Here is a 17,962-nt window from a genome sequence, read left to right as displayed (position 1 = left end):
AATTATGAGGTCGACAAACCCGACACTAAGAAATGACGTCTTTAAGGCGGGAACTTTATCAGATGAAAGAATGTCTTTTTCTGGAGTATTTAATAAAGGGATGATTCTCTTTGCTCTAATGCTTATGACATTTATTTATACATGGAATGTAACTCTAGGTACTCTGGAGAATTCAATGCAACCACAAATGGGTATGTATCCGTTGATTGGTGGTATTGGCGGTTTTATTTTCGCTCTTATTACGATCTTTAAACCAAAGTTGGCCATGTTTACAGCTCCTGTTTATGCTCTATGTGAAGGCCTTCTTCTTGGGTCAATTTCTGCAATCTATGAATTTCAATTTCAAGGGATTGTCTTTAATGCTGTAACGATTACTTTTTCTGCCTTCATTACTTTATTCTTTCTTTATCGTTGGGGCCTTGTAAGAGCAACAGGGATGTTTAGAAAGGTAATCATGACGGCGATGTTTGCAATCATGGGTGTTTATCTCGTAAGTTTCATTATGTCTTTCTTTGGAACAACGATCCCAATGATTCACGGAAATGGCCCAGTGGGAATTGGATTTAGCCTTATTGTAGTAGGTGTTGCTGCATTTAGTTTAATTCTAGATTTCGACTTTATTGAAAAAAGTGTTGATCAGGGAGCACCAAAATATCTTGAGTGGTATGCGGGCTTCTCTTTAATGGTTACTCTTGTGTGGCTATATATTGAAGTATTAAGACTTCTTTCAAAATTAAATCGACGCGATTAATTTTTTATATTCATGGACCAACTTGCTCCAAAGAGTATTTGGTCCATGACTAACTTGTTGGCCGTTAGCTCACTTCCCGTTTCTCCATTTCTTTGCTCAAGCATTAGTCGATATTCATCAAATAGATTTCTATTCTCAGGCAATTGCTTTGCCATCTCTTCTAAAATATAAGCTGCTTGTGCAAATTCTTTTGCTACTTCAGTTTTCGATTCTCCTGCGATCTTATAGCTAGGATAGACTTTATTAAGATGATTTTTGAAATCAGTGAGAAGCTTTGTCGTATATTTATTCTCTGTTGGAATAGTGTGATTTGCCCAGCTCTTTACTTCTTTTATATTTGTTTGATGAGCATAGAACTCAAGTGTGCGATCGTAGTCGTATCCCCATTTTGATTTTTTTACAATAACACCCTGGCAAACAACTTTTAAAGCATCATCAGAAATATTTGAGACACTTACCTTTGAAATACCAGTGATCTTTTCAATGGATTCACTTTCCATATCGCGACAATCATACTGACAACTAAAAATGACTTCCTTTGGATAGGGAGCCGAAAAATCATTTTGGATATACTTCTTCGTAGCATAGTCCGCAAGACAAAATCCGGGACTTGGGATAGCCGCTAAGATATTTAGTGAAAGTATTCCAATGACTGCGGCCTTCATTACTTACCAGTCATTCCTTGGTAGAGCGCAAACCAGATGTAAATACTTAGAACAAGTAAGACTAGTTTAAAACTGATACGCCAGTAATTTAGTGGTTTTTTATTTTTCATGGGCGCGATTATATGTATCTCATTAGACTTAGGCAAGCTTGTAAGTTGTTGGAATTATTTTTAAAATAGTCTTTTAGTCAAGTATGGACGTTGAATTTCCGAAAAGTGAATGAATAATTAATCTTTATTAAGGACGTTCATGAAGTTTATTAAGAACCCTTCTTTTATCTTAATCTTTTCACTTCTTTTAGGTGTTTTTCCTCAGGTCTATTTTGTAAAAAATAATCTACCTGAAATTGATTGGCGAACACCCGCTTCAACACAAAGTAGCGCTTATGAGATTTGGGGAGAGATGATGGAAGCATCTGTTGGCTATAATGCTAAAGCAATAGGTGTCAAAGGCTCTGGCCGACGCTCTATTACATGGGGGGCGGAGAAAGAAGGCTCCTCTTCGTATGTAACTAGAATTCTAGGTCCAGATGTTAGAGCATTTATGGATATTCTTCCAACTGAAGAGTCGAAGCGTCGCAAATTTTTAAAAGAATTCTTCACAAAATGGATGAACAATACCCCGGGTCAATCAAGTCGTGTATGGGTAGATGAAAACGGAACTCGCTACGATCCTGCACAAGAGCTCTTCGATGAAAAAGGGCGAAGTAAGGCCATGGATATTTCCTTTCTGAATGGTTTTAATCCAGAAGAAGCGTCTTTGGATGAACTTGAGGAAATGTGGAATGAGTGGGGAAGTAAAACAAATAACAGTCCATTTAGTTATCTTTCGCCTCTAACGAGAAGGCAATTCTTTAAAGGTGAGTTTCCACATATCGAAACAGAATTGAAACCTTACTACCGTATGGTTCCAAATATCGGTATTTTTCAAAAATATATAGATGATATCGAGCCAACTTCGGTTGGTTGGGAAATTCTATTTAAACCTCAAAAATCATATGGTGAATTCCAAGAGATGATTGCGTGGTTTAAAAAGACAATGGGAAGAAATGGAGAGTTGTTTCAGGCCCCTGGACATCAACGTATGGTCGTTCCAGTTGGGAAAAAATTTAATCGTCAAAAAGCTGCAGAACTTACTAAAGTCGCTCAGGCCCTTATTGTTCTTGAGGGAATTGCCGGGCGCTCAGGAATCGAAACGGCAGACTATAAAGAAATTCTTGATGATTGGGAAATATCAAATGGAATTATCGATGGAGAAGAAACCAATAGAGGACCTTTAAGAGTTGATTATGAAGGTCGTTTTGTAAATGATTCGATTTCAATTGAATTTCGCTCTGGAACAAAGAATGCAAGAGTCGCACGTTTTATTCAAGCCTCACTTGCTTCACGTTTTTCTCGTAATGACTTTTCTGGAATTGAAAAGATTCGCTCTTGGACTCTCATTGATGAAGAGACGATACATTATGCAGAAGCTTCCGATTTAAAGCATCGCTTTGGTCTAACAATGGAACAAGCGAAGAGGGCCGCCGATAAACTTAATCAAGCATCCCTTGAAGGCTATAATGTCGTCCTTTGGAATTGGTATAATGAATGTCCGATTCTTGGGAAAACTAAGAAGACGATTCTTAAAAATTTAACAAGGGATTATCTCATTGATGTTGGAAGCTTAAGACATACTAATCGAGAGAACTTGAAAAAGGCCATCATCTCTTTACAAAGAGAATGGGTTGCTTCTTCAAATATCACAGAAGACATCAGAAAGTACATGATGCCGCAGAGAAGTTTTTCTGACACAGAAAACTTTCATAAATTCAAACCAGGTACGAATATGCCAATAGACGTAAATAAAGTTGATCTTGGTATTGAGTATTCTGCAAAATTTCCCCTTAAGTATCAGGGTGATTTTGCTATGATTGAAAATGAAGATGGCGATTATAATCGCCAAAGGCTTATGGACGGTAAAATGTCATGGCTTCAAACTCGTGTGGATATGTCTCCTGATGAAAAAGAAGCATACCTTGAAAAACTTGCAACTGATCTTCGTGATCGTTTAGGTGGAGAAGGGGAAGTTGAAAGACTGTATGAAGATGGGCATGGCCACGGTCTTGATATTGCTTTTAAAATCCGTGACTCTAAAGATCGATCATGGAGAGTTGAGTGGGATGGTATTGGCCGAAATTATACTCCAGCAGGTGATGTCATTATTGACTCGGTTCGAGCTGGATCTATTGAAGTTGTCACACCTAAATTTGAACCAAATATGGATGAGATGCAGGCGGTATTTGATACTTTTCAAAAGAATAATGCACTTCCATATATTAAGGCCGGTGGTGGTCACTTAAATATTGATTTAACAGTCTTTGATGGTAAGCCTCACGAGTTTGCTCGCTTTCTTGCTGTCTTCAATGAGTATCGTTCTGTGATTGCATTTATGTTTCAAGATTTAAATCGAGTTAAGAGTGCGGAGCCAGTTGCTATCTCAGATGAGTTTGCACAAAAACTTGCTAATTGGAATGGGACAGAAACTGAACTAAAAAAAGCACTTTATAATGAAGGCTATTTTAATAAACGTGTTGGACGTAAGGCCCGTTACACTCACTTAGATGTTTCGGCATATTTCCAAGATGTTATCCCTGAGAAATTTATTAGTGATGATTTCGATATATCTAATCCAAAAGTTCCATGGCGTCCTGCTTTTAGAGTTAATCCGAAAATCAGAAAGGCCGAGGTTCGTTTAATGAATGCTCCTCGTGATGCTTATGAGAGTGCTCTACAAATGAAGTTATTCAGGGCCATCTTAAATAAGGCCTTAAATACAACAGATGAGATTTCAGGGGAGTTACAAAATGTAAGTCATGAAGAATATCTTAAGAATCCAGCAAGGCTTATTGAAGATCTTAAGAAAATGACAGATGACTTAGGACTTGAAATGCGAGAATATCGTCCAATTATTGGTGAAGGTCTTGCAAATGTAGAGCAGTACACAAATATGAGGTTTTATCGTCCACTTAAAGATCAGCTTGTGAATAATCCTGTTTTTGATGGTTGGGAAAAAGCTGTTAGGCCAAGAGGGAAAAACTCTGCAATAGCTTCGGAAGGAAAGGCGTATACTGGGCCGATTTATCCCGAAGCTTTAGAGTTTCAAGAGCTTCGCGTGGAATCGGCCAAACAAGGTGAGATTAATCGTGCGACACTTGATCCTAACTTCTATGGTGGAAAGCAGTTTTCACGTAAGACAAATTGTGTGGAGGCAATTAAAAAATTAATTGCAAATTAAAATGAAGCTTAAGCAAATTTATACGACATTAATCTTAGAAGATGCAAAGCATGTAAGGGAAATGTTAGAGAGCGCTGGTATCAAAGTACATTCTTCTAGTGGCCACTTGAATCAGCATATTTACTTAAACTCTGCAGCTGCCCAAGAGTATTTGATTTCTGTTGAAGAATTATATTATATCGATGCTAAGTATATCTTAGAGAAAAACGGCATCGAAGTTTTAAACCTTGAAGAAAGTAAGTCACAAAAAGAAGTGGATTATATGCACGACTCATTAAGACTTGCTATCTTTGGTATGATATTTGTTCCTGTCGTTCTGAATCTTTTATCTCTTTATAAATTCGGATTAGGAATTAAGCACAAAGAAAAATTAAAATTCTTTCGTATCACACAAATAATTATTCTCAATGTCATCGGTCTCGCATTTTGGAGTACCATGCTTTATAATAAATATTACTTATCACAGTAGTTTGTAATTGTTATTTTATTTATCTTAATAGGAAGGCCATTATCTCTTCATCAAAAGGAATCGAGGAGGAGAAATGAAGGTCCTATTTGTCTTATTATTTTCATTAATGACATTTGCTAATCAAAAAGTTTTATCAAAGCGTACTGTTACACTACCAGTTGATATTAGTACGGCCAAACTTAAGTGGACGAGCCTTGGTTATGGTGAAACTTTCTTTGTTAAAGTTATTGTTCCGGAGCTTGCTGGTGAGACGATTATGAATCACCGTAACGTAGGTGAAGATGGACCATGTATGTTCACGTACGATACACAACACCTTGAAGATGTTATTGGCAACAACCCTGGCGTCGAAGATATTGATTTTGAAATAACTCTGACAAAGTTCTTTTCTAAAGATGCGCAAGGTCAATGTCGTGTGTCTCTTCAAGAAAATATTAACGCAAATATTCGTGGATTTAAGTTTACACACACTCTAAGTCATCAAATGCCAAATAGAGTTGGTGAGGATTGTTTCTAACGAAGGTCTTTGAATAGAAATTCAAGTCCATTTAATTTGATCTCGGCAAGCTCTTCAAGGAGTCTGCCGAGCTCTCCTTGTGGGAAGCCCTTTTGCGAAAACCACACGAGGTATTCATCAGGAAGATCAATAAGAAGTCGGCCCCTGTACTTTCCAAATGGCATCGTGGTCTGGACGAATTTTAAGAGATGTTCTTTATTAAATGCAACTTCCATATCCTTAGTATAATGGAATACACATTGACTGGCCCCTATAAACTCTGCTAAAAATGACGAATGGCAGAATTTACGCAATTGGGGCTATCCCAAACTATTGAAGAAGCTCTTTTAAAGAAGGGCTATACAAAACCAACTCAGATTCAAGCTGAAGGAATCCCAGCTGTATTAGAAGGCAAGGATCTTCTTGCGATCTCTCAGACTGGAAGTGGGAAGACTGCCGCATTTTCGACGCCTATTCTTGATTTAATCTCAAAGAGTAAGTCAAAACTTAAACCATTTCATATTAGATCACTTATTATTGCACCAACTCGCGAACTAGCGATGCAGGTCGAAGAAAGTTTTAAGGAGTATGGTAAGGGCCTAGCTCTTTCAACTCTTGCTGTTTATGGTGGAAGTGCAAAAAAGTTACAAGTTCAAAAGCTTGCGAAGGGGATTCAGATCCTCGTTGCAACTCCAGGACGCTTAGTTGATCTTATAAGAGATGAAAAAATCTTTTTAGATGAAGTAACGCACTTAGTTCTTGATGAAGCGGATCGTATGCTAGATATGGGCTTTAAAGATGATCTTGAATTTGTATTAAAGAGACTTCCTGAAAGTAAGCAGTGCCTTTTCTTTTCTGCTACGATGGCCAAAGAAGTAGAAGCTATTGCAAATAAACTTTTACAGAATCCTCATAAAATTGAAATTGCACCTGTTAAAGCAAGGTATGAGGGGATTCGTCAGATGGCCTATCTCGTCGAAGAAGAAAGAAAAGCTGACTTCCTATTAAAGTTTTTAAAAGATCGCCAAGTAAAAAGTATCATTGTCTTTGTAAAAACAAAGTCAGATGCCAATAAGCTTGAGAGGCATTTAAAAGCAAATCAAATAAAAGCATGTGCCATTCATGGTGATCGAGACCAGCGCCAGAGAATCTATAACTTAAAAGAATTTCAAAAAGGTAATATGCATGTTCTTGTTGCTACAGATATTGCGGCAAGAGGGCTTGATATCGATGGCGTAGGATATGTATTAAACTTTAGTCTTCCACAACAAGTTGAAAATTACACTCACAGAATAGGGCGCACTGGACGTGGGGGAAGAAGAGGTATTGCTATCTCTTATATCTCACCAAGTGAAGAAAAATATTTTAAAAGAATTCAAAAAGAACTTGGACTTGATATCCATATAAAAGGGCCTACTAAGTAGGCCCTTTTTTTATGCAATTTTATGAAAATTATTTTTCGATATTTGCACCAACAACAGCTGCCATTTGCATCATGTTGATCGTTTCACCTTCCTTCATATTACGAAGGTCAGTTACTTTACCAGACTTTGAAGTCGAGTGTGTGTGCTTAAAGATTGAAAGAAGAGTTGCATCAGCTACGATGAACTTACCTGCGTTCTCTGGCTTTCCATTTTCAGTCTTAGTTTGAAGACCTTTTTCTTTAATATAATCCCACAGTCTTTTAGTGATTTCAGTTCTTGGTAGTTCTGTCTCACCAAGCATTGCTGCTAAGTCTGATTTTAGTTTTACTGGTTTTTTTAATCCTTTTTCTTCACTCATAATTTAATCCTTTAATTAGTGTCTCTAATAATTGTTTAGGAAAAGACTTTCTTTGTACAGAAAAATCAATTACCCATCAAGTCTATCATCTGCGATATGAGTATTTAAATCCTCAATAACAGATAATTCAACTATATTTGATGCCTTATCCAATAGAATAAGACAGTCTTTACTTAAATTAAGAAGGTGTAGCTTCTTACCTTGCTGTGCGTAGCGCTCAGTAATATTCTGTAGGGCCTCAATACCAGAGTGATCCCAAACACGTGAGTTGTCAAAATCAATATACACATGCTCTTTGTCATCTTTAAAATCAAAAAGATCTTTAAATGATGTTACTGAACCAAAAAATAGTGGGCCATCTAATTCATAGATTGTCTTGTCGTCTTCATCTCTTTTCTTTGCATGCATTGTCTTTCCGTGCTCCCAAGCAAATACAAGAGCAGAAACAATAATACCAACTAGTACTGCAACAGCTAGGTCCGCTAAGATTGTCACGACAGAAACAAGAATAATAACTAAGAAGTCTGAAAGTGGAACTTTCTTAAATAGACGTAAGCTTGACCATTCAAATGTTCCAATAACAACCATAAACATTACACCAACAAGTGCTCCAAGAGGAATCATCTCAATCAAAGGTGCACCAAAAAGTACAAATCCTAGTAGTAAGATTGCCGCCGTGATACCTGAGAAGCGACCTCGACCTCCACCACGGATATTAATCATTGATTGACCGATCATGGCACAACCACCCATTCCACCAAAGAATCCGTTTACTAAGTTGGCAAGACCTTGACCAACTGATTCACGGTTACCTTGACCTCTAGTATCTGTAAGTTCATCAACTAATTGTAGTGTCATTAGTGATTCAATTAGACCAACTGCTGCTGCAAGGAATGCATATGGAAGAATTAGCTTTAGATTATCCATTGTTAATTCAACGTATGGAATTTTAAATGTTGGAAGACCTGCTGCAATTGTTGTGATTGTCTTATCTTGGTCTTGAACAAAATCAAGTACAGTTCTAACAAGGCCTGGATTTGCTTCATTTAAGAAGTAGCCAATAACAGTAGACGCGACGATACCAACGAGTGTTGCCGGTACGGCCTTTGTTAGTTTTGGTAGGAAAACACTGATCCCCATTGTTAAAGCGATCAATCCACACATTACCAGAAGTTGAGTTGAAGCAAGAAGTTCTCCACCAACCGTAAATTGAGAAAATTGAGCACGGAAGATAATGATAGCTAGACCATTAACAAATCCAAGCATTACTGGATGAGGAACGAGACGAATAAATTTTCCAAGTTTTAGTAATCCAAAAATAATTTGGATTAGTCCCATTATAATTACGGCCGCAAAAAGATAGCTTAATGCATTTTCCATTGCCGCATCAAAAGTCATTCCACTATCTTTGCTCATTTCCATTACTTTATAAACAAGGGGAGCAAAAATAACTGCAACGGCACCTGTCGCACCAGAAATCATTCCTGGACGTCCGCCAAAAATTGCTGTGATAAGTCCCATCATAAAGGCCGCATAAAGACCAACCTTTGGATGAACACCTGCTACGAAAGCAAATGCGATGGCCTCAGGAACAAGTGCTAAAGCAACTGTTAGTCCTGAAAGAAAATCATTTTTTAAGTTCTCTGGTTTCTTGATTGTTAAATCGATAAAACGATTTTTAAGCGAAGCACTCACATCTTCACTATGCTTGATTTTATCAGCTGACATGTCTCTCTTCCTATTTAAGTGTAAGGCTAAATACTATAGTATTTGACGCAACATTTAAAGGTTTTGTTCATTAAATCAAATTATCTTTTCGTTAAAATCACAATAAAAATTATTATTCACGGCGAATTGACCAATTCTCCACAAACTTTACGCTACAAAATTCCATAATAGGCATGTGGTTATCACACAACTACTACATGGAGACTTATTTATGAAAACTTTTATTGTGAACGAAATCAATCCAATGAGCTTCTCTCAAATAGAGGTGGACCGCCCAAAAGCAAAGGGACGAGATCTCCTCATTGAGGTTAAGTCTGTCTCACTTGGCTCATATGATAATGAAATGAGACCAACACATATGGGAAAGACTTTGGGCTTTGATGCTTCAGGTATTGTGGCAGAAGTTGGTGAAGGCGTTCAAGATTTTAAAGTTGGTGATGAAGTTTATTACACTAGTGATATGAAAAGAAGTGGTACTAATTCAGAATTTCAAATTGTGGATGAGAGACTTGTTTCACATAAGCCAAGTAATCTAAACTTTGCACAAGCGGCAACGCTCCCTTTAGCATCAATTATGGCCTTTGATAGTCTATTTGATAAATTACAAGTTGATCCCGAACGTAGTCGTGGGCAAACAATTTTAATTATCGATGGAGGCAATAGTATTGGTGCCATGGCCACGCAACTGGCCAGCAAAATAACGAATTTAACAATTATTACGACTGCTGATGATATGGAAACGAAGGAGTTTTCAAAGAAGATGGGAGCAGACTTGACCATTAATAGCTCCCTTCCAATTGCTACACAATTAAAGCGAATGGGAATTGATAAAGTTGACTATATTCTTTGTGCTAGCTCTCCGAATCAATACATTCGTAGGCTAAGGGCAATAGTAAGTAAGAGAACTCGTATGGTATCTCTTTTTTCGACTCGAGATGAATTTTTACCTAACGATTTTGTGAGCGCTTTACCAGAAGTTGAGCAAGAGTTTGTTTTAGTTTCTTCAAGTGGAATAGTTGATCATGAAGAATACGGAAATTACTTAAGAGAGGTGACTCATTTAGTTGAAGCGGGGGCGCTTAAGCCTCTTGTTGCAATGGACTTAGGTGAGATCTCTACTGAAACACTAGAGAAAGGACATGGGCTGATTAATCAACGAGATGTTCTTGGAAATATAAGTTTAAGTTTTTAAGCCTCATCAAAACTCCTCCAGGTTTTGTCCGGCCTCTACTCTTCAATTTTATTAAAAGGAGGCCGGTTTTTTCAAATAGACTTCGATGTGATTTCATTTATAATGATCTCTATGGAAAATAAAATTGATGTATCAGACAAAGTTAAGCAGGCATATGACATTGCAATTAAAGCGCGCTCAAATGCACATGCCCCGTATTCAAAATTTCAAGTAGGTTCGGCCTTAAAACTAAACGGTATTGATGATCCAATCCCAGGTTGTAATGTTGAAAATGCTAGCTACGGTGGAACAATTTGTGCGGAAAGGGGAAGTGTTCTATCAAGTGTTGCACAATTTGGTAAGAAGGATTTCGAATTTATCGTAGTTGTGACAGACCAAGAAGAGCCAGCAGTTCCTTGTGCTTTTTGCCTTCAAGTCATGTCTGAATTTGTAAAGGCAGACTTTCCTGTTTATCTAGGAAATCTAAAAGGAATTACGAAAAAAGTTCTATTTAAAGAACTTCTTCCGCATCCATTTACTGAATTTACTGTTTAGTTTTAGCTTCGAGAAAAAACACTTTTTGTATGGGCACTATAGATTTCGAGATCATTGAGATCTTTTAGTTGCCCAATAAGCTTCTTGTCGTCACTATCTGGAAGATCGTTTTCTAAAATCGTAAAAAAAGACTGGCGATCACTTGCTTCAAATGAAGCCTTTTGAACCACGCGGTATAGGTCTTCTCTTGTATTATTAGAAACTTCAATTAATTTATGTAAAACGAAGCTAGAAAGGTGTTTAAAGTTTTGAGTAACTTTAGATTTCATTGCTTCTTTATCAATGACGAGATCTTCTACAGTGCTATTCATACGCTCAATTGAGTAGAGTAGGATTCCAAACATATCAGGTAGAAAGAACCTTTCAGCACTTGAGTGGCTGATATCTCTTTCATGCCAAAGCAGGCAGTTGTCCATTGCTACTTGGTTATATGTTCTAAGCATTCTTGCCATTCCTGTAAGGTTCTCACTTGAGATAGGATTTTTCTTGTGTGGCATTGTCGATGAACCTTTTTGACCTTTTTTAAAGCCTTCAAAAACTTCTGCAACATCAGAGTGTTGAAGATGGCGAATCTCGACACATAGTCTTTCTAAGGCGCAGCCAAATAGTGAGATAATTGTCGTTAGCTTTGCAATGCGATCGCGAGGAATGACTTGTGTTGAAACAGGTTCAACTTTTAGTCCAAGAAAGTTTAAAACTTCAGCTTCAATTGCCGGAGTTAAAATAGTGTAATTTCCAACTGCACCTGATATTTGGCCTGTCAGTTCGTTGTCATAAAAATCTTTGAGATCACTGTAGCGTCTTTTGAACTCACAAAGATGTCCTCTCAGTTTTTGGCCAAAACTCATTGGCTCTGCAAAGATACCGTGAGAGCGTCCAATGCAGATTGTTTTCATATGCTCATTTGATTTTTCATCAAGTGTTTTAATAAGCATTTCAAAAGCTGGTAGAATACGATTGAGTGTTTCTTTTATTTGAAGTGTTAGAGCTGTATCAATGATGTCGGATGAAGTGACTCCAAAGTGAAAATACTTTCCTTCATTAGTCTCTAGTTGCTCAGTAATTGAAGTACAAAAGGCAATAACATCATGTCTTGTTTCACGTTCGATCTCCTTGATTCGCTCAGGATTAACAGTCACAAGATTTAACTTATTTGAAAATGCTTCTTTTATAATTCCGGCATTCTCAAGGGCCTTTGTCAGTGCAATTTCGACTTCAAGAAATTTTTCAAATTTAAATTGCTCGCTCCAAATTTCACTAATCTCTTTCTTTTCGTATCTTTCAATCATAAGTCTTCCAGTTAATTAAAATATAAATCCAACTCCAAGCTGAGCACTTACCCAACTCGCTGATGCTTCAGTCGTAATTGTTTCATCTGAGCTTTCTAATGCCATTAGGTTATAAATAAATCGTGCAGAGAAGTGTAGGCCACTACTTGCTCGATAAATTAGGCCATAGCTTGCATTAAAGCCAATCCCTGATAATTCTGTACCGAAAGCCTCTGAGTCACTTATATTATAAGTAAGATGTGCCTGAATTTCATCGTAAATAGACTTAATATTGATGAAGTCGTTGATTAGGATTGAGCGTCTACTTAGCCCTGCTCCGACTGAGTAAACACTTAGGCTTGCATCAAGGTTATCAAATTGTGTTACACTCGCAACATCAAGTGTATTAAGAGCGCCGTAGAGGTTTAGTGAATACCTTTCGCTGTAAAATGTAATTGTACCACTGATTGTATTTGTCGAAGCAAATTCACTTAAGTTTGTAATTCCACCATAATTAAATTCAAGTGAAAAATTATCATCTTTGATATTATAGCGTGAAAGTTCATAGCCATAATCTTCATCAGTGATATTGATATCTTCAAAACTTGTTAAGTCTTGTGCAAAACTAGTTGAGGCTAGTGTTAATAAAAGTAGAGTAGAGATAAAACTTAATTTTTTCATTATTGTCCTCCTCCCTTAATAATGGCCTTATCAAAGGCTTGGTCAGGAAGATTTTCTAGACCTACAATTTGGGCCAGTTCAACTCTCTTGGCCAGGTATTGAAATTTAATAATCGACTCTCTCGTTAGTGAGTCAAAGTAGTCCTGCATCGCTAATTGGTACTCAAGATAACGTGTCTTACGATTTGTATATTGATAAAGAGCTGTCTCCATTCTCTTTTTTAACGAGTCATTACGGGATTTAATAATATTTAGATGCTCAACTGCAGAGTTTAAAAAGTTGAAGATATTAACAATGGCCTCTTCAACCTTTCTTCTTGTAAGACTTAAATCATACATGGCCTTTTCTTTTTCTAGTCTTGCATTTGCAAGTTTTCTACGATTAAAAAGTCCACCGTCCCCAAAGATTGTCCAACTTGCGTTTAAGCTGGCCACAAGATCAATATTTGAATTACCAACTGATGTCGTGTAGTAGTCATTTGTTACAGAGCTGCCGTCAAAAATTTGAGAGTAAGTTCCAAAATTTACTGTGATTTTTGGCAGCGGAAGATTATCTCTAACTGCTATTTCATACTCGCGATTCTTAATATTTCTTTCGACTTTCTTATCAAGAATAAATGGTGAAACTTTTCTCGCTGTAGCGATGGCATTGTCTCTGCTATAAGTCGACTTTTCGTATTGATAATCGTCTTTGATGAAATAAAGTGTTCCCGGAGGATCATTTAAACGTTTGGCCATATCTTCTGAAGCGATATTTTCATTTGTCTTAGCGTCAGTATAGGCTTCTTGAGCTCTTAAGTACTCTGAGCGAGATTGGTAGTACTCGTGTTTTGTAATTTTCTTTTGTAATACTTTTTCTCGGTTCATACGATAAACAAGAGTAGCGCGTTGAAGGTATTGGCGAGCAATGATCTTCAAGTCTTTAGCGTGAATCAGTCTTACATATTCACGAACGAGTTCCTGTTTAAACTCACGAAGCGTTTCTTTGTCGCGGTCAATTTGACGCTCAAGTGATTCTTTTTCATTCTTATAATTAAGGTAGTCCTTACCCCAATTGAAAAGCGTATATTCTCCAAGCTCCAGTCCAACACTTCCGCTCGCTGTACGAGGTAGGCGAGTTAGGTCATTACTTCCACTCTTAAGTGTTCCAATTCGCTGTGGGTTTAGTTGCAAGTTAATTTTTGGATTAGGCGTCCAGAACTCTTCTTTTGTATCCTTTAATCTATTTTTTAGAATCTCAATATTTTTGCGACGGATAACATTGTCTTGGTAGCTTCTCATTCCTTGCTCGATTACTGTTCCAATATCGAGTGGACGATAAGCATTTTCATCAACTTTATCTTCACTGGCCTCTTGGATAAAGATTTCAGGAGATTGTTCTAATGCATAAGAAAAGCTTGATAGAAATAGGTAGGCGCAAACAAAGCCTATTGTTTTAGTCATAAGTGAAGTCCCTCTCATTTAGCTAATTGCTAATTTTGTGCGTCTGCTAAAATTATGACTTGCGTGATATGAGATGGCAACACTTGCTCGCTAGAGAGTCAATCCTGGACATCCACGGCGAACAATTTGTTCTTCGAGCTTAATAACTTTCAAGTTCGTAATCTTTAATTCTTGGATGACGCGGTATTGATTGTCTCTTAGCTTTGAGGAAATCGACTTTTTATTATCAGGTGTCGTCTTTAGAAGATTCTTGTTTCGATCTAAGAGAAAAAGCAGTCTTTGACGGTGTTCAACTTTTTCTTGTCTTTGGTTCATTAGTGAGTCGCAACGACGAGAAATACTTGGGTCAGTAATAATTGAATCGGAAATAGTTTGCGCATTAAGTCTATTCTCAATTGAGGCCGTATAAATAAAAACAATGGCACTGAGTGTTAAGGCGAAGTATTTCATGAGATTTATGATATCACACTTTGCAAGTATCACAGGTATTTGTTATTATTTACTGTCAAAAAGGTAAATAATGAACTTAAAAGCTTTGGTATTAATACCATCAAGATTCGCCTCGACTCGTTTCCCCGGAAAACCTCTAGCAAATATCGCCGGCAAGGCAATGGTCTCTCATGTTTATGATGGATGTGCTGGTATTGTTGAAAATTTTCCTGGTTCAAAAGTTTGTGTCGTTACGGATAATGATGAAATTGAAAAAATGTTAAATGAGTCTGGCCGCAATGTGGTTCGAGTCGATGATGATGTTCCGTCGGGAAGTGAAAGAATCTTCTTGGCCTACGATCGTTTTTTTAAAGATGAAAAGTATGACTTCGTTATCAATGTGCAAGGTGATGAGCCATTGATTAAAGCTGACTTACTAACTGAACTATTGCGAATTCATAATTCTCAAAATTTTGATGTAGCGACTGTTATAAAAGAGATGTCGATTGATAATGATCATGAGGATTACTTAAATCCAAATAAGGTGAAGGCCGTCTTTTCAAAAGAGAAAAATATTTGCCATTACTTTACAAGAAGCCCTCATCCATTCAATCGTCAAAAGACACCGGGGCTAAACTGGTATTTACATATTGGTATCTATTCATTCAAACCAGAAGTCCTTAAGAATTTCTGCTCTCTAGGTGAGTCGACTAATGAGAAGATTGAATGTTTAGAGCAATTAAGACTACTTGATAACGGCTACACAATTGGTGCCGCAATTACAGATATGACATTATGTGGAGTTGATACTCCGGAAGATATTCCATTCGTGGAGGGAGTGATAAATGGCAAATAGCCAAAAGAAGTATATTTTCATTACTGGTGGAGTTACAAGTTCTCTTGGAAAAGGCTTAGCAGCTGCATCGATTGCATCTTTACTAGAAAGACGTGGAATTCGCATTAATATGCTTAAGATGGATCCGTATATCAATGTTGACCCAGGGACAATGAGTCCGACTCAACACGGAGAAGTTTTTGTAACGGACGATGGTGCTGAAACAGATCTCGATCTTGGTCACTATGAAAGATTCACTTCTTTAACACTTTCAAAACAATCAAACTTTACGACAGGTCAAGTTTACCTAGAGGTAATTGAGAAAGAAAGAGAAGGGAAGTATCTTGGTAAGACGGTTCAAGTTGTTCCTCACATCACGGATGAAATTAAACGTCGTATTCATATTGCAGCAGAGGATGCAGATATTCTAATCGGAGAAATCGGTGGAACTATTGGAGATATTGAATCTCTTCCATATGTTGAATCAATTAGACAATTTGCTCATGACGTTGGACAAGAGAATGTTTTATTTGTTCACCTTGTTTTAATTCCTTATTTATCTGCAGCGGGAGAGTTAAAGTCCAAACCAGCTCAACACTCAGTTAAAGAGCTTCGTTCACAAGGTCTATTCCCACATATTATTATTTGTCGCAGTGATCGTGAGATCGATCAGTCGATTATGGATAAAATCTCACTATTTTGTAACGTACCAAAAGACAATGTATTCCAATCTCTAGACTTGGATTCAATTTATAAAGTACCACTTAACTTCCATTCTCAAGGGCTAGATGAAAAGATCACAAAGATCTTAGGGATTTGGTCTTCATCGCCAAAGATTGATGACCTTGAAAAGGTTGCATATAACTTCGATCATCCACTAAGAGAGGTGAAGATTGGTGTTGTTGGAAAGTATACGGAATTAGTAGAGTCGTACAAGTCTCTGGATGAGGCCTTAAGACACGGAGCTCTTGCTCACCAACTTAAGCTTGTTCCTGTATATGTTGACTCGGAAGATATTGAAAAAGAAGGAGCAGATAAGCTTCTTAAAGATGTACAAGGTATTCTTGTACCAGGTGGTTTTGGAGAGCGTGGTACGGAAGGGAAAATTTCGGCCATTCGTTTTGCTCGTGAAAATAAAGTTCCATTCTTTGGAATATGTCTAGGAATGCAGCTTGCAATTATTGAATATGCTAGAAATATTTGTGGATTAACAGATGCTACATCAGAAGAATTTAATGCTGGTGGAGATCTTTTAGTTCACTATATGGAAGGTCAAACTCGAGATGGTGCTAAAGGTGGAAGTATGCGCCTTGGTAGCTATGAGTGTGAGCTTCTTGATGGAAGTCGCGCAAGACAGATGTATGGTGAAAAACTAATTAATGAAAGACACCGCCATCGTCTAGAAGTTAACAACTTCTATGTTGAACAATTAAAAGAGTGTGGTCTTGTTATTAGTGGAAAGAATCCTGAACTTAACCTCGTTGAAACAATTGAGATTAAGGATCATCCTTTCTTCTTTGCATGTCAGTACCACCCAGAGTTTAAATCGAGGCCATATGCGGCCCACCCAGTATTTAGTGAATTTATTAAAGAGGCAGATAAATATGGAAAATAAAAAATTTGATCTATTCATGGGGACTTGTGTAATCGAGTCTGAACAAATGTGTATGGATGTTTGTGGACGTCTTTTAGAAATGCTTGAGCCTGTAAAGGATGAAATCAACTTTTCTTATAAAGGGAGTTTTGATAAGGCAAACCGCTCATCAATCGATTCTTTCAGAGGTCCTGGACTTGAAAAAGGTCTTCAGATCCTTGAAAAAGTGAAGAAGCAATATGGAGTGCAATTAATCACAGACTTTCACACTGCTGAACAAGCCGATGCTGTTGCAAGTGTTGTTGATACAATTCAAATTCCAGCATTTCTTTGCCGTCAAACAGATATGATCTTAGCAGGTGCTGAAGCTTGTAAGAAATACGACGCTCAACTTAAGATTAAAAAAGGGCAATTCCTATCTCCTGAAGAGACAGGAAATATCGTTAAGAAGGCCGAAGAATTTATTTCAAAGGATAAGATCCTTCTAACTGAAAGGGGAACTTCATTTGGATATAATAATCTAATTGTTGATATGGCATCTTTCCAAATCATGAAGTCTTTTGGTGTTCGTGCAATTCACGACGCTACTCATTGTGTTCAAAGACCTGGAGGTCTAGGGACTTCAACTGGTGGAAAGCGTGAGCAGATTCTAACTCTTGCTCAAGCGGCCGTGGCAGCAGGTGCAGACGGAATCTTTATGGAAGTACATCCGAATCCAAGTGAAGCTAAGTCTGATGCGGCCACAAGCCTGCCTCTAGACCAAGCGGGTGTTATTATCCAAAGACTATTAAGAATTAGAAACGCTATTACGGAATAATTA

General features: G+C 37.4%; 18 protein-coding genes. 10 read left to right on the top strand and 8 right to left on the bottom strand.

The genetic code is table 11. From position 1 onward, the window contains the following. The first annotated feature begins 4 nt into the window (after positions 1-4). Positions 5-751 (top strand): Bax inhibitor-1/YccA family membrane protein, encoded by a 747-nt coding sequence (locus tag ACMAYL_RS04625; RefSeq protein ID WP_103216698.1) that lies wholly within the window; start codon positions 5-7, stop codon positions 749-751. Here the strand turns inward: ACMAYL_RS04625 and ACMAYL_RS04620 are convergent. Continuing rightward, positions 748-1,416 carry a hypothetical protein gene (locus ACMAYL_RS04620; RefSeq protein WP_412469757.1) on the bottom strand — a complete coding sequence of 223 codons (669 nt, stop codon included), beginning with the start codon at positions 1,414-1,416 and terminating at the stop codon, positions 748-750. The genes ACMAYL_RS04625 and ACMAYL_RS04620 overlap by 4 nt on opposite strands. A gap of 249 nt (positions 1,417-1,665) precedes the next feature. Here ACMAYL_RS04620 and ACMAYL_RS04615 point away from each other — a divergent pair, with 249 nt between their 5' ends. The 3 genes from ACMAYL_RS04615 to ACMAYL_RS04605 all read left to right on the top strand — a co-directional run bounded on the left by ACMAYL_RS04615 (position 1,666) and on the right by ACMAYL_RS04605 (position 5,678). After that, positions 1,666-4,692: a hypothetical protein gene (locus tag ACMAYL_RS04615; RefSeq protein ID WP_412470797.1), complete on the top strand. Its 3,027-nt coding sequence runs from the start codon at positions 1,666-1,668 to the stop codon at positions 4,690-4,692. Further along, positions 4,682-5,161, top strand: coding sequence for a hypothetical protein (locus ACMAYL_RS04610; protein WP_146037758.1), 480 nt, complete (start codon positions 4,682-4,684; stop codon positions 5,159-5,161). The genes ACMAYL_RS04615 and ACMAYL_RS04610 overlap by 11 nt, the downstream gene beginning before the upstream one ends. Before the next feature lie 73 nt (positions 5,162-5,234). After that, positions 5,235-5,678 (top strand): hypothetical protein, encoded by a 444-nt coding sequence (locus ACMAYL_RS04605; protein ID WP_412470796.1) that lies wholly within the window; start codon positions 5,235-5,237, stop codon positions 5,676-5,678. Here the strand turns inward: ACMAYL_RS04605 and ACMAYL_RS04600 are convergent. Next, positions 5,675-5,893 (bottom strand): DUF3820 family protein, encoded by a 219-nt coding sequence (locus ACMAYL_RS04600; protein WP_103216703.1) that lies wholly within the window; start codon positions 5,891-5,893, stop codon positions 5,675-5,677. The two genes, ACMAYL_RS04605 and ACMAYL_RS04600, sit on opposite strands and share 4 nt — an antisense overlap. Before the next feature lie 60 nt (positions 5,894-5,953). Between ACMAYL_RS04600 and ACMAYL_RS04595 the strand changes: the two genes are divergently transcribed. After that, complete coding sequence (locus tag ACMAYL_RS04595) at positions 5,954-7,081, top strand: DEAD/DEAH box helicase (protein WP_412470795.1); 1,128 nt, start codon at positions 5,954-5,956, stop codon at positions 7,079-7,081. A 28-nt stretch (positions 7,082-7,109) separates the two neighbouring features. Here ACMAYL_RS04595 and ACMAYL_RS04590 read toward each other — a convergent pair whose 3' ends face one another. Next, positions 7,110-7,439, bottom strand: coding sequence for an SWIB/MDM2 domain-containing protein (locus ACMAYL_RS04590; protein WP_103216705.1), 330 nt, complete (start codon positions 7,437-7,439; stop codon positions 7,110-7,112). 69 nt (positions 7,440-7,508) lie between these two features. Beyond that, complete coding sequence (locus tag ACMAYL_RS04585; protein WP_103216706.1) at positions 7,509-9,167, bottom strand: SulP family inorganic anion transporter; 1,659 nt, start codon at positions 9,165-9,167, stop codon at positions 7,509-7,511. A 211-nt stretch (positions 9,168-9,378) separates the two neighbouring features. On the opposite strand from ACMAYL_RS04585, the gene ACMAYL_RS04580 reads away from it, so the two are divergent. Next, positions 9,379-10,359 (top strand): alcohol dehydrogenase catalytic domain-containing protein, encoded by a 981-nt coding sequence (locus ACMAYL_RS04580; RefSeq protein ID WP_412470794.1) that lies wholly within the window; start codon positions 9,379-9,381, stop codon positions 10,357-10,359. 111 nt (positions 10,360-10,470) lie between these two features. Beyond that, positions 10,471-10,893, top strand: a complete 423-nt coding sequence (cdd, locus tag ACMAYL_RS04575; RefSeq protein ID WP_103216946.1) for a cytidine deaminase — start codon at positions 10,471-10,473, stop codon at positions 10,891-10,893. A 2-nt stretch (positions 10,894-10,895) separates the two neighbouring features. On the opposite strand, the gene purB is transcribed toward cdd, so the two are convergent. The 4 genes from purB to ACMAYL_RS04555 form a co-directional block, all read right to left on the bottom strand. Continuing rightward, positions 10,896-12,182 carry an adenylosuccinate lyase gene (purB, locus tag ACMAYL_RS04570; protein WP_412469751.1) on the bottom strand — a complete coding sequence of 429 codons (1,287 nt, stop codon included), beginning with the start codon at positions 12,180-12,182 and terminating at the stop codon, positions 10,896-10,898. Positions 12,183-12,197: 15 nt separating this feature from the next. Continuing rightward, positions 12,198-12,842 carry a hypothetical protein gene (locus tag ACMAYL_RS04565; protein ID WP_103216709.1) on the bottom strand — a complete coding sequence of 215 codons (645 nt, stop codon included), beginning with the start codon at positions 12,840-12,842 and terminating at the stop codon, positions 12,198-12,200. Continuing rightward, the gene (locus ACMAYL_RS04560) at positions 12,842-14,284 is read right to left on the bottom strand and encodes a TolC family protein (protein ID WP_392991311.1); all 1,443 of its coding nucleotides are present in this window, start codon (positions 14,282-14,284) and stop codon (positions 12,842-12,844) included. Before ACMAYL_RS04560 ends, ACMAYL_RS04565 begins: the two co-directional genes overlap by 1 nt. A 90-nt stretch (positions 14,285-14,374) precedes the next feature. Further along, positions 14,375-14,734: a hypothetical protein gene (locus tag ACMAYL_RS04555; RefSeq protein WP_103216711.1), complete on the bottom strand. Its 360-nt coding sequence runs from the start codon at positions 14,732-14,734 to the stop codon at positions 14,375-14,377. A gap of 70 nt (positions 14,735-14,804) precedes the next feature. Between ACMAYL_RS04555 and ACMAYL_RS04550 the strand changes: the two genes are divergently transcribed. Genes ACMAYL_RS04550 through kdsA form a run of 3 tightly spaced genes read left to right on the top strand, consistent with a single transcriptional unit; the run spans position 14,805 to position 17,959 of the window. Further along, entirely contained in the window at positions 14,805-15,569 is a 765-nt protein-coding gene (locus tag ACMAYL_RS04550; protein ID WP_103216712.1) for a 3-deoxy-manno-octulosonate cytidylyltransferase, read from the top strand. Continuing rightward, a complete protein-coding gene (locus ACMAYL_RS04545; protein ID WP_412469750.1) occupies positions 15,559-17,163 on the top strand; it encodes a CTP synthase in 1,605 nt (534 codons plus the stop codon). Before ACMAYL_RS04550 ends, ACMAYL_RS04545 begins: the two co-directional genes overlap by 11 nt. Next, entirely contained in the window at positions 17,153-17,959 is an 807-nt protein-coding gene (kdsA, locus tag ACMAYL_RS04540; protein ID WP_412469749.1) for a 3-deoxy-8-phosphooctulonate synthase, read from the top strand. The genes ACMAYL_RS04545 and kdsA overlap by 11 nt, the downstream gene beginning before the upstream one ends. Positions 17,960-17,962: the final 3 nt, after the last annotated feature.

The organism is Halobacteriovorax sp. RT-2-4 (genome assembly GCF_047085445.1).
Classification (GTDB): Bacteria; Bdellovibrionota; Bacteriovoracia; order Bacteriovoracales; family Bacteriovoracaceae; genus Halobacteriovorax_A.
The sequence above is the reverse complement of the archived record's forward strand: the minus strand, read 5'-3'. Positions and strand labels throughout refer to the sequence as shown.

Bases quoted from the DNA above. Each gene is read 5' to 3' on its own strand.
- ACMAYL_RS04625 (WP_103216698.1), top strand. From the start codon at position 5: ATGAGGTCGACAAACCCGACACTAAGAAATGACGTCTTTAAGGCGGGA.
- ACMAYL_RS04620 (WP_412469757.1), bottom strand. From the start codon at position 1,416: ATGAAGGCCGCAGTCATTGGAATACTTTCACTAAATATCTTAGCGGCT.
- ACMAYL_RS04615 (WP_412470797.1), top strand. From the start codon at position 1,666: ATGAAGTTTATTAAGAACCCTTCTTTTATCTTAATCTTTTCACTTCTT.
- ACMAYL_RS04605 (WP_412470796.1), top strand. From the start codon at position 5,235: ATGAAGGTCCTATTTGTCTTATTATTTTCATTAATGACATTTGCTAAT.
- ACMAYL_RS04600 (WP_103216703.1), bottom strand. From the start codon at position 5,893: ATGGAAGTTGCATTTAATAAAGAACATCTCTTAAAATTCGTCCAGACC.
- ACMAYL_RS04595 (WP_412470795.1), top strand. From the start codon at position 5,954: ATGGCAGAATTTACGCAATTGGGGCTATCCCAAACTATTGAAGAAGCT.
- ACMAYL_RS04590 (WP_103216705.1), bottom strand. From the start codon at position 7,439: ATGAGTGAAGAAAAAGGATTAAAAAAACCAGTAAAACTAAAATCAGAC.
- ACMAYL_RS04585 (WP_103216706.1), bottom strand. From the start codon at position 9,167: ATGTCAGCTGATAAAATCAAGCATAGTGAAGATGTGAGTGCTTCGCTT.
- ACMAYL_RS04580 (WP_412470794.1), top strand. From the start codon at position 9,379: ATGAAAACTTTTATTGTGAACGAAATCAATCCAATGAGCTTCTCTCAA.
- cdd (WP_103216946.1), top strand. From the start codon at position 10,471: ATGGAAAATAAAATTGATGTATCAGACAAAGTTAAGCAGGCATATGAC.
- purB (WP_412469751.1), bottom strand. From the start codon at position 12,182: ATGATTGAAAGATACGAAAAGAAAGAGATTAGTGAAATTTGGAGCGAG.
- ACMAYL_RS04565 (WP_103216709.1), bottom strand. From the start codon at position 12,842: ATGAAAAAATTAAGTTTTATCTCTACTCTACTTTTATTAACACTAGCC.
- ACMAYL_RS04560 (WP_392991311.1), bottom strand. From the start codon at position 14,284: ATGACTAAAACAATAGGCTTTGTTTGCGCCTACCTATTTCTATCAAGC.
- ACMAYL_RS04555 (WP_103216711.1), bottom strand. From the start codon at position 14,734: ATGAAATACTTCGCCTTAACACTCAGTGCCATTGTTTTTATTTATACG.
- ACMAYL_RS04550 (WP_103216712.1), top strand. From the start codon at position 14,805: ATGAACTTAAAAGCTTTGGTATTAATACCATCAAGATTCGCCTCGACT.
- ACMAYL_RS04545 (WP_412469750.1), top strand. From the start codon at position 15,559: ATGGCAAATAGCCAAAAGAAGTATATTTTCATTACTGGTGGAGTTACA.
- kdsA (WP_412469749.1), top strand. From the start codon at position 17,153: ATGGAAAATAAAAAATTTGATCTATTCATGGGGACTTGTGTAATCGAG.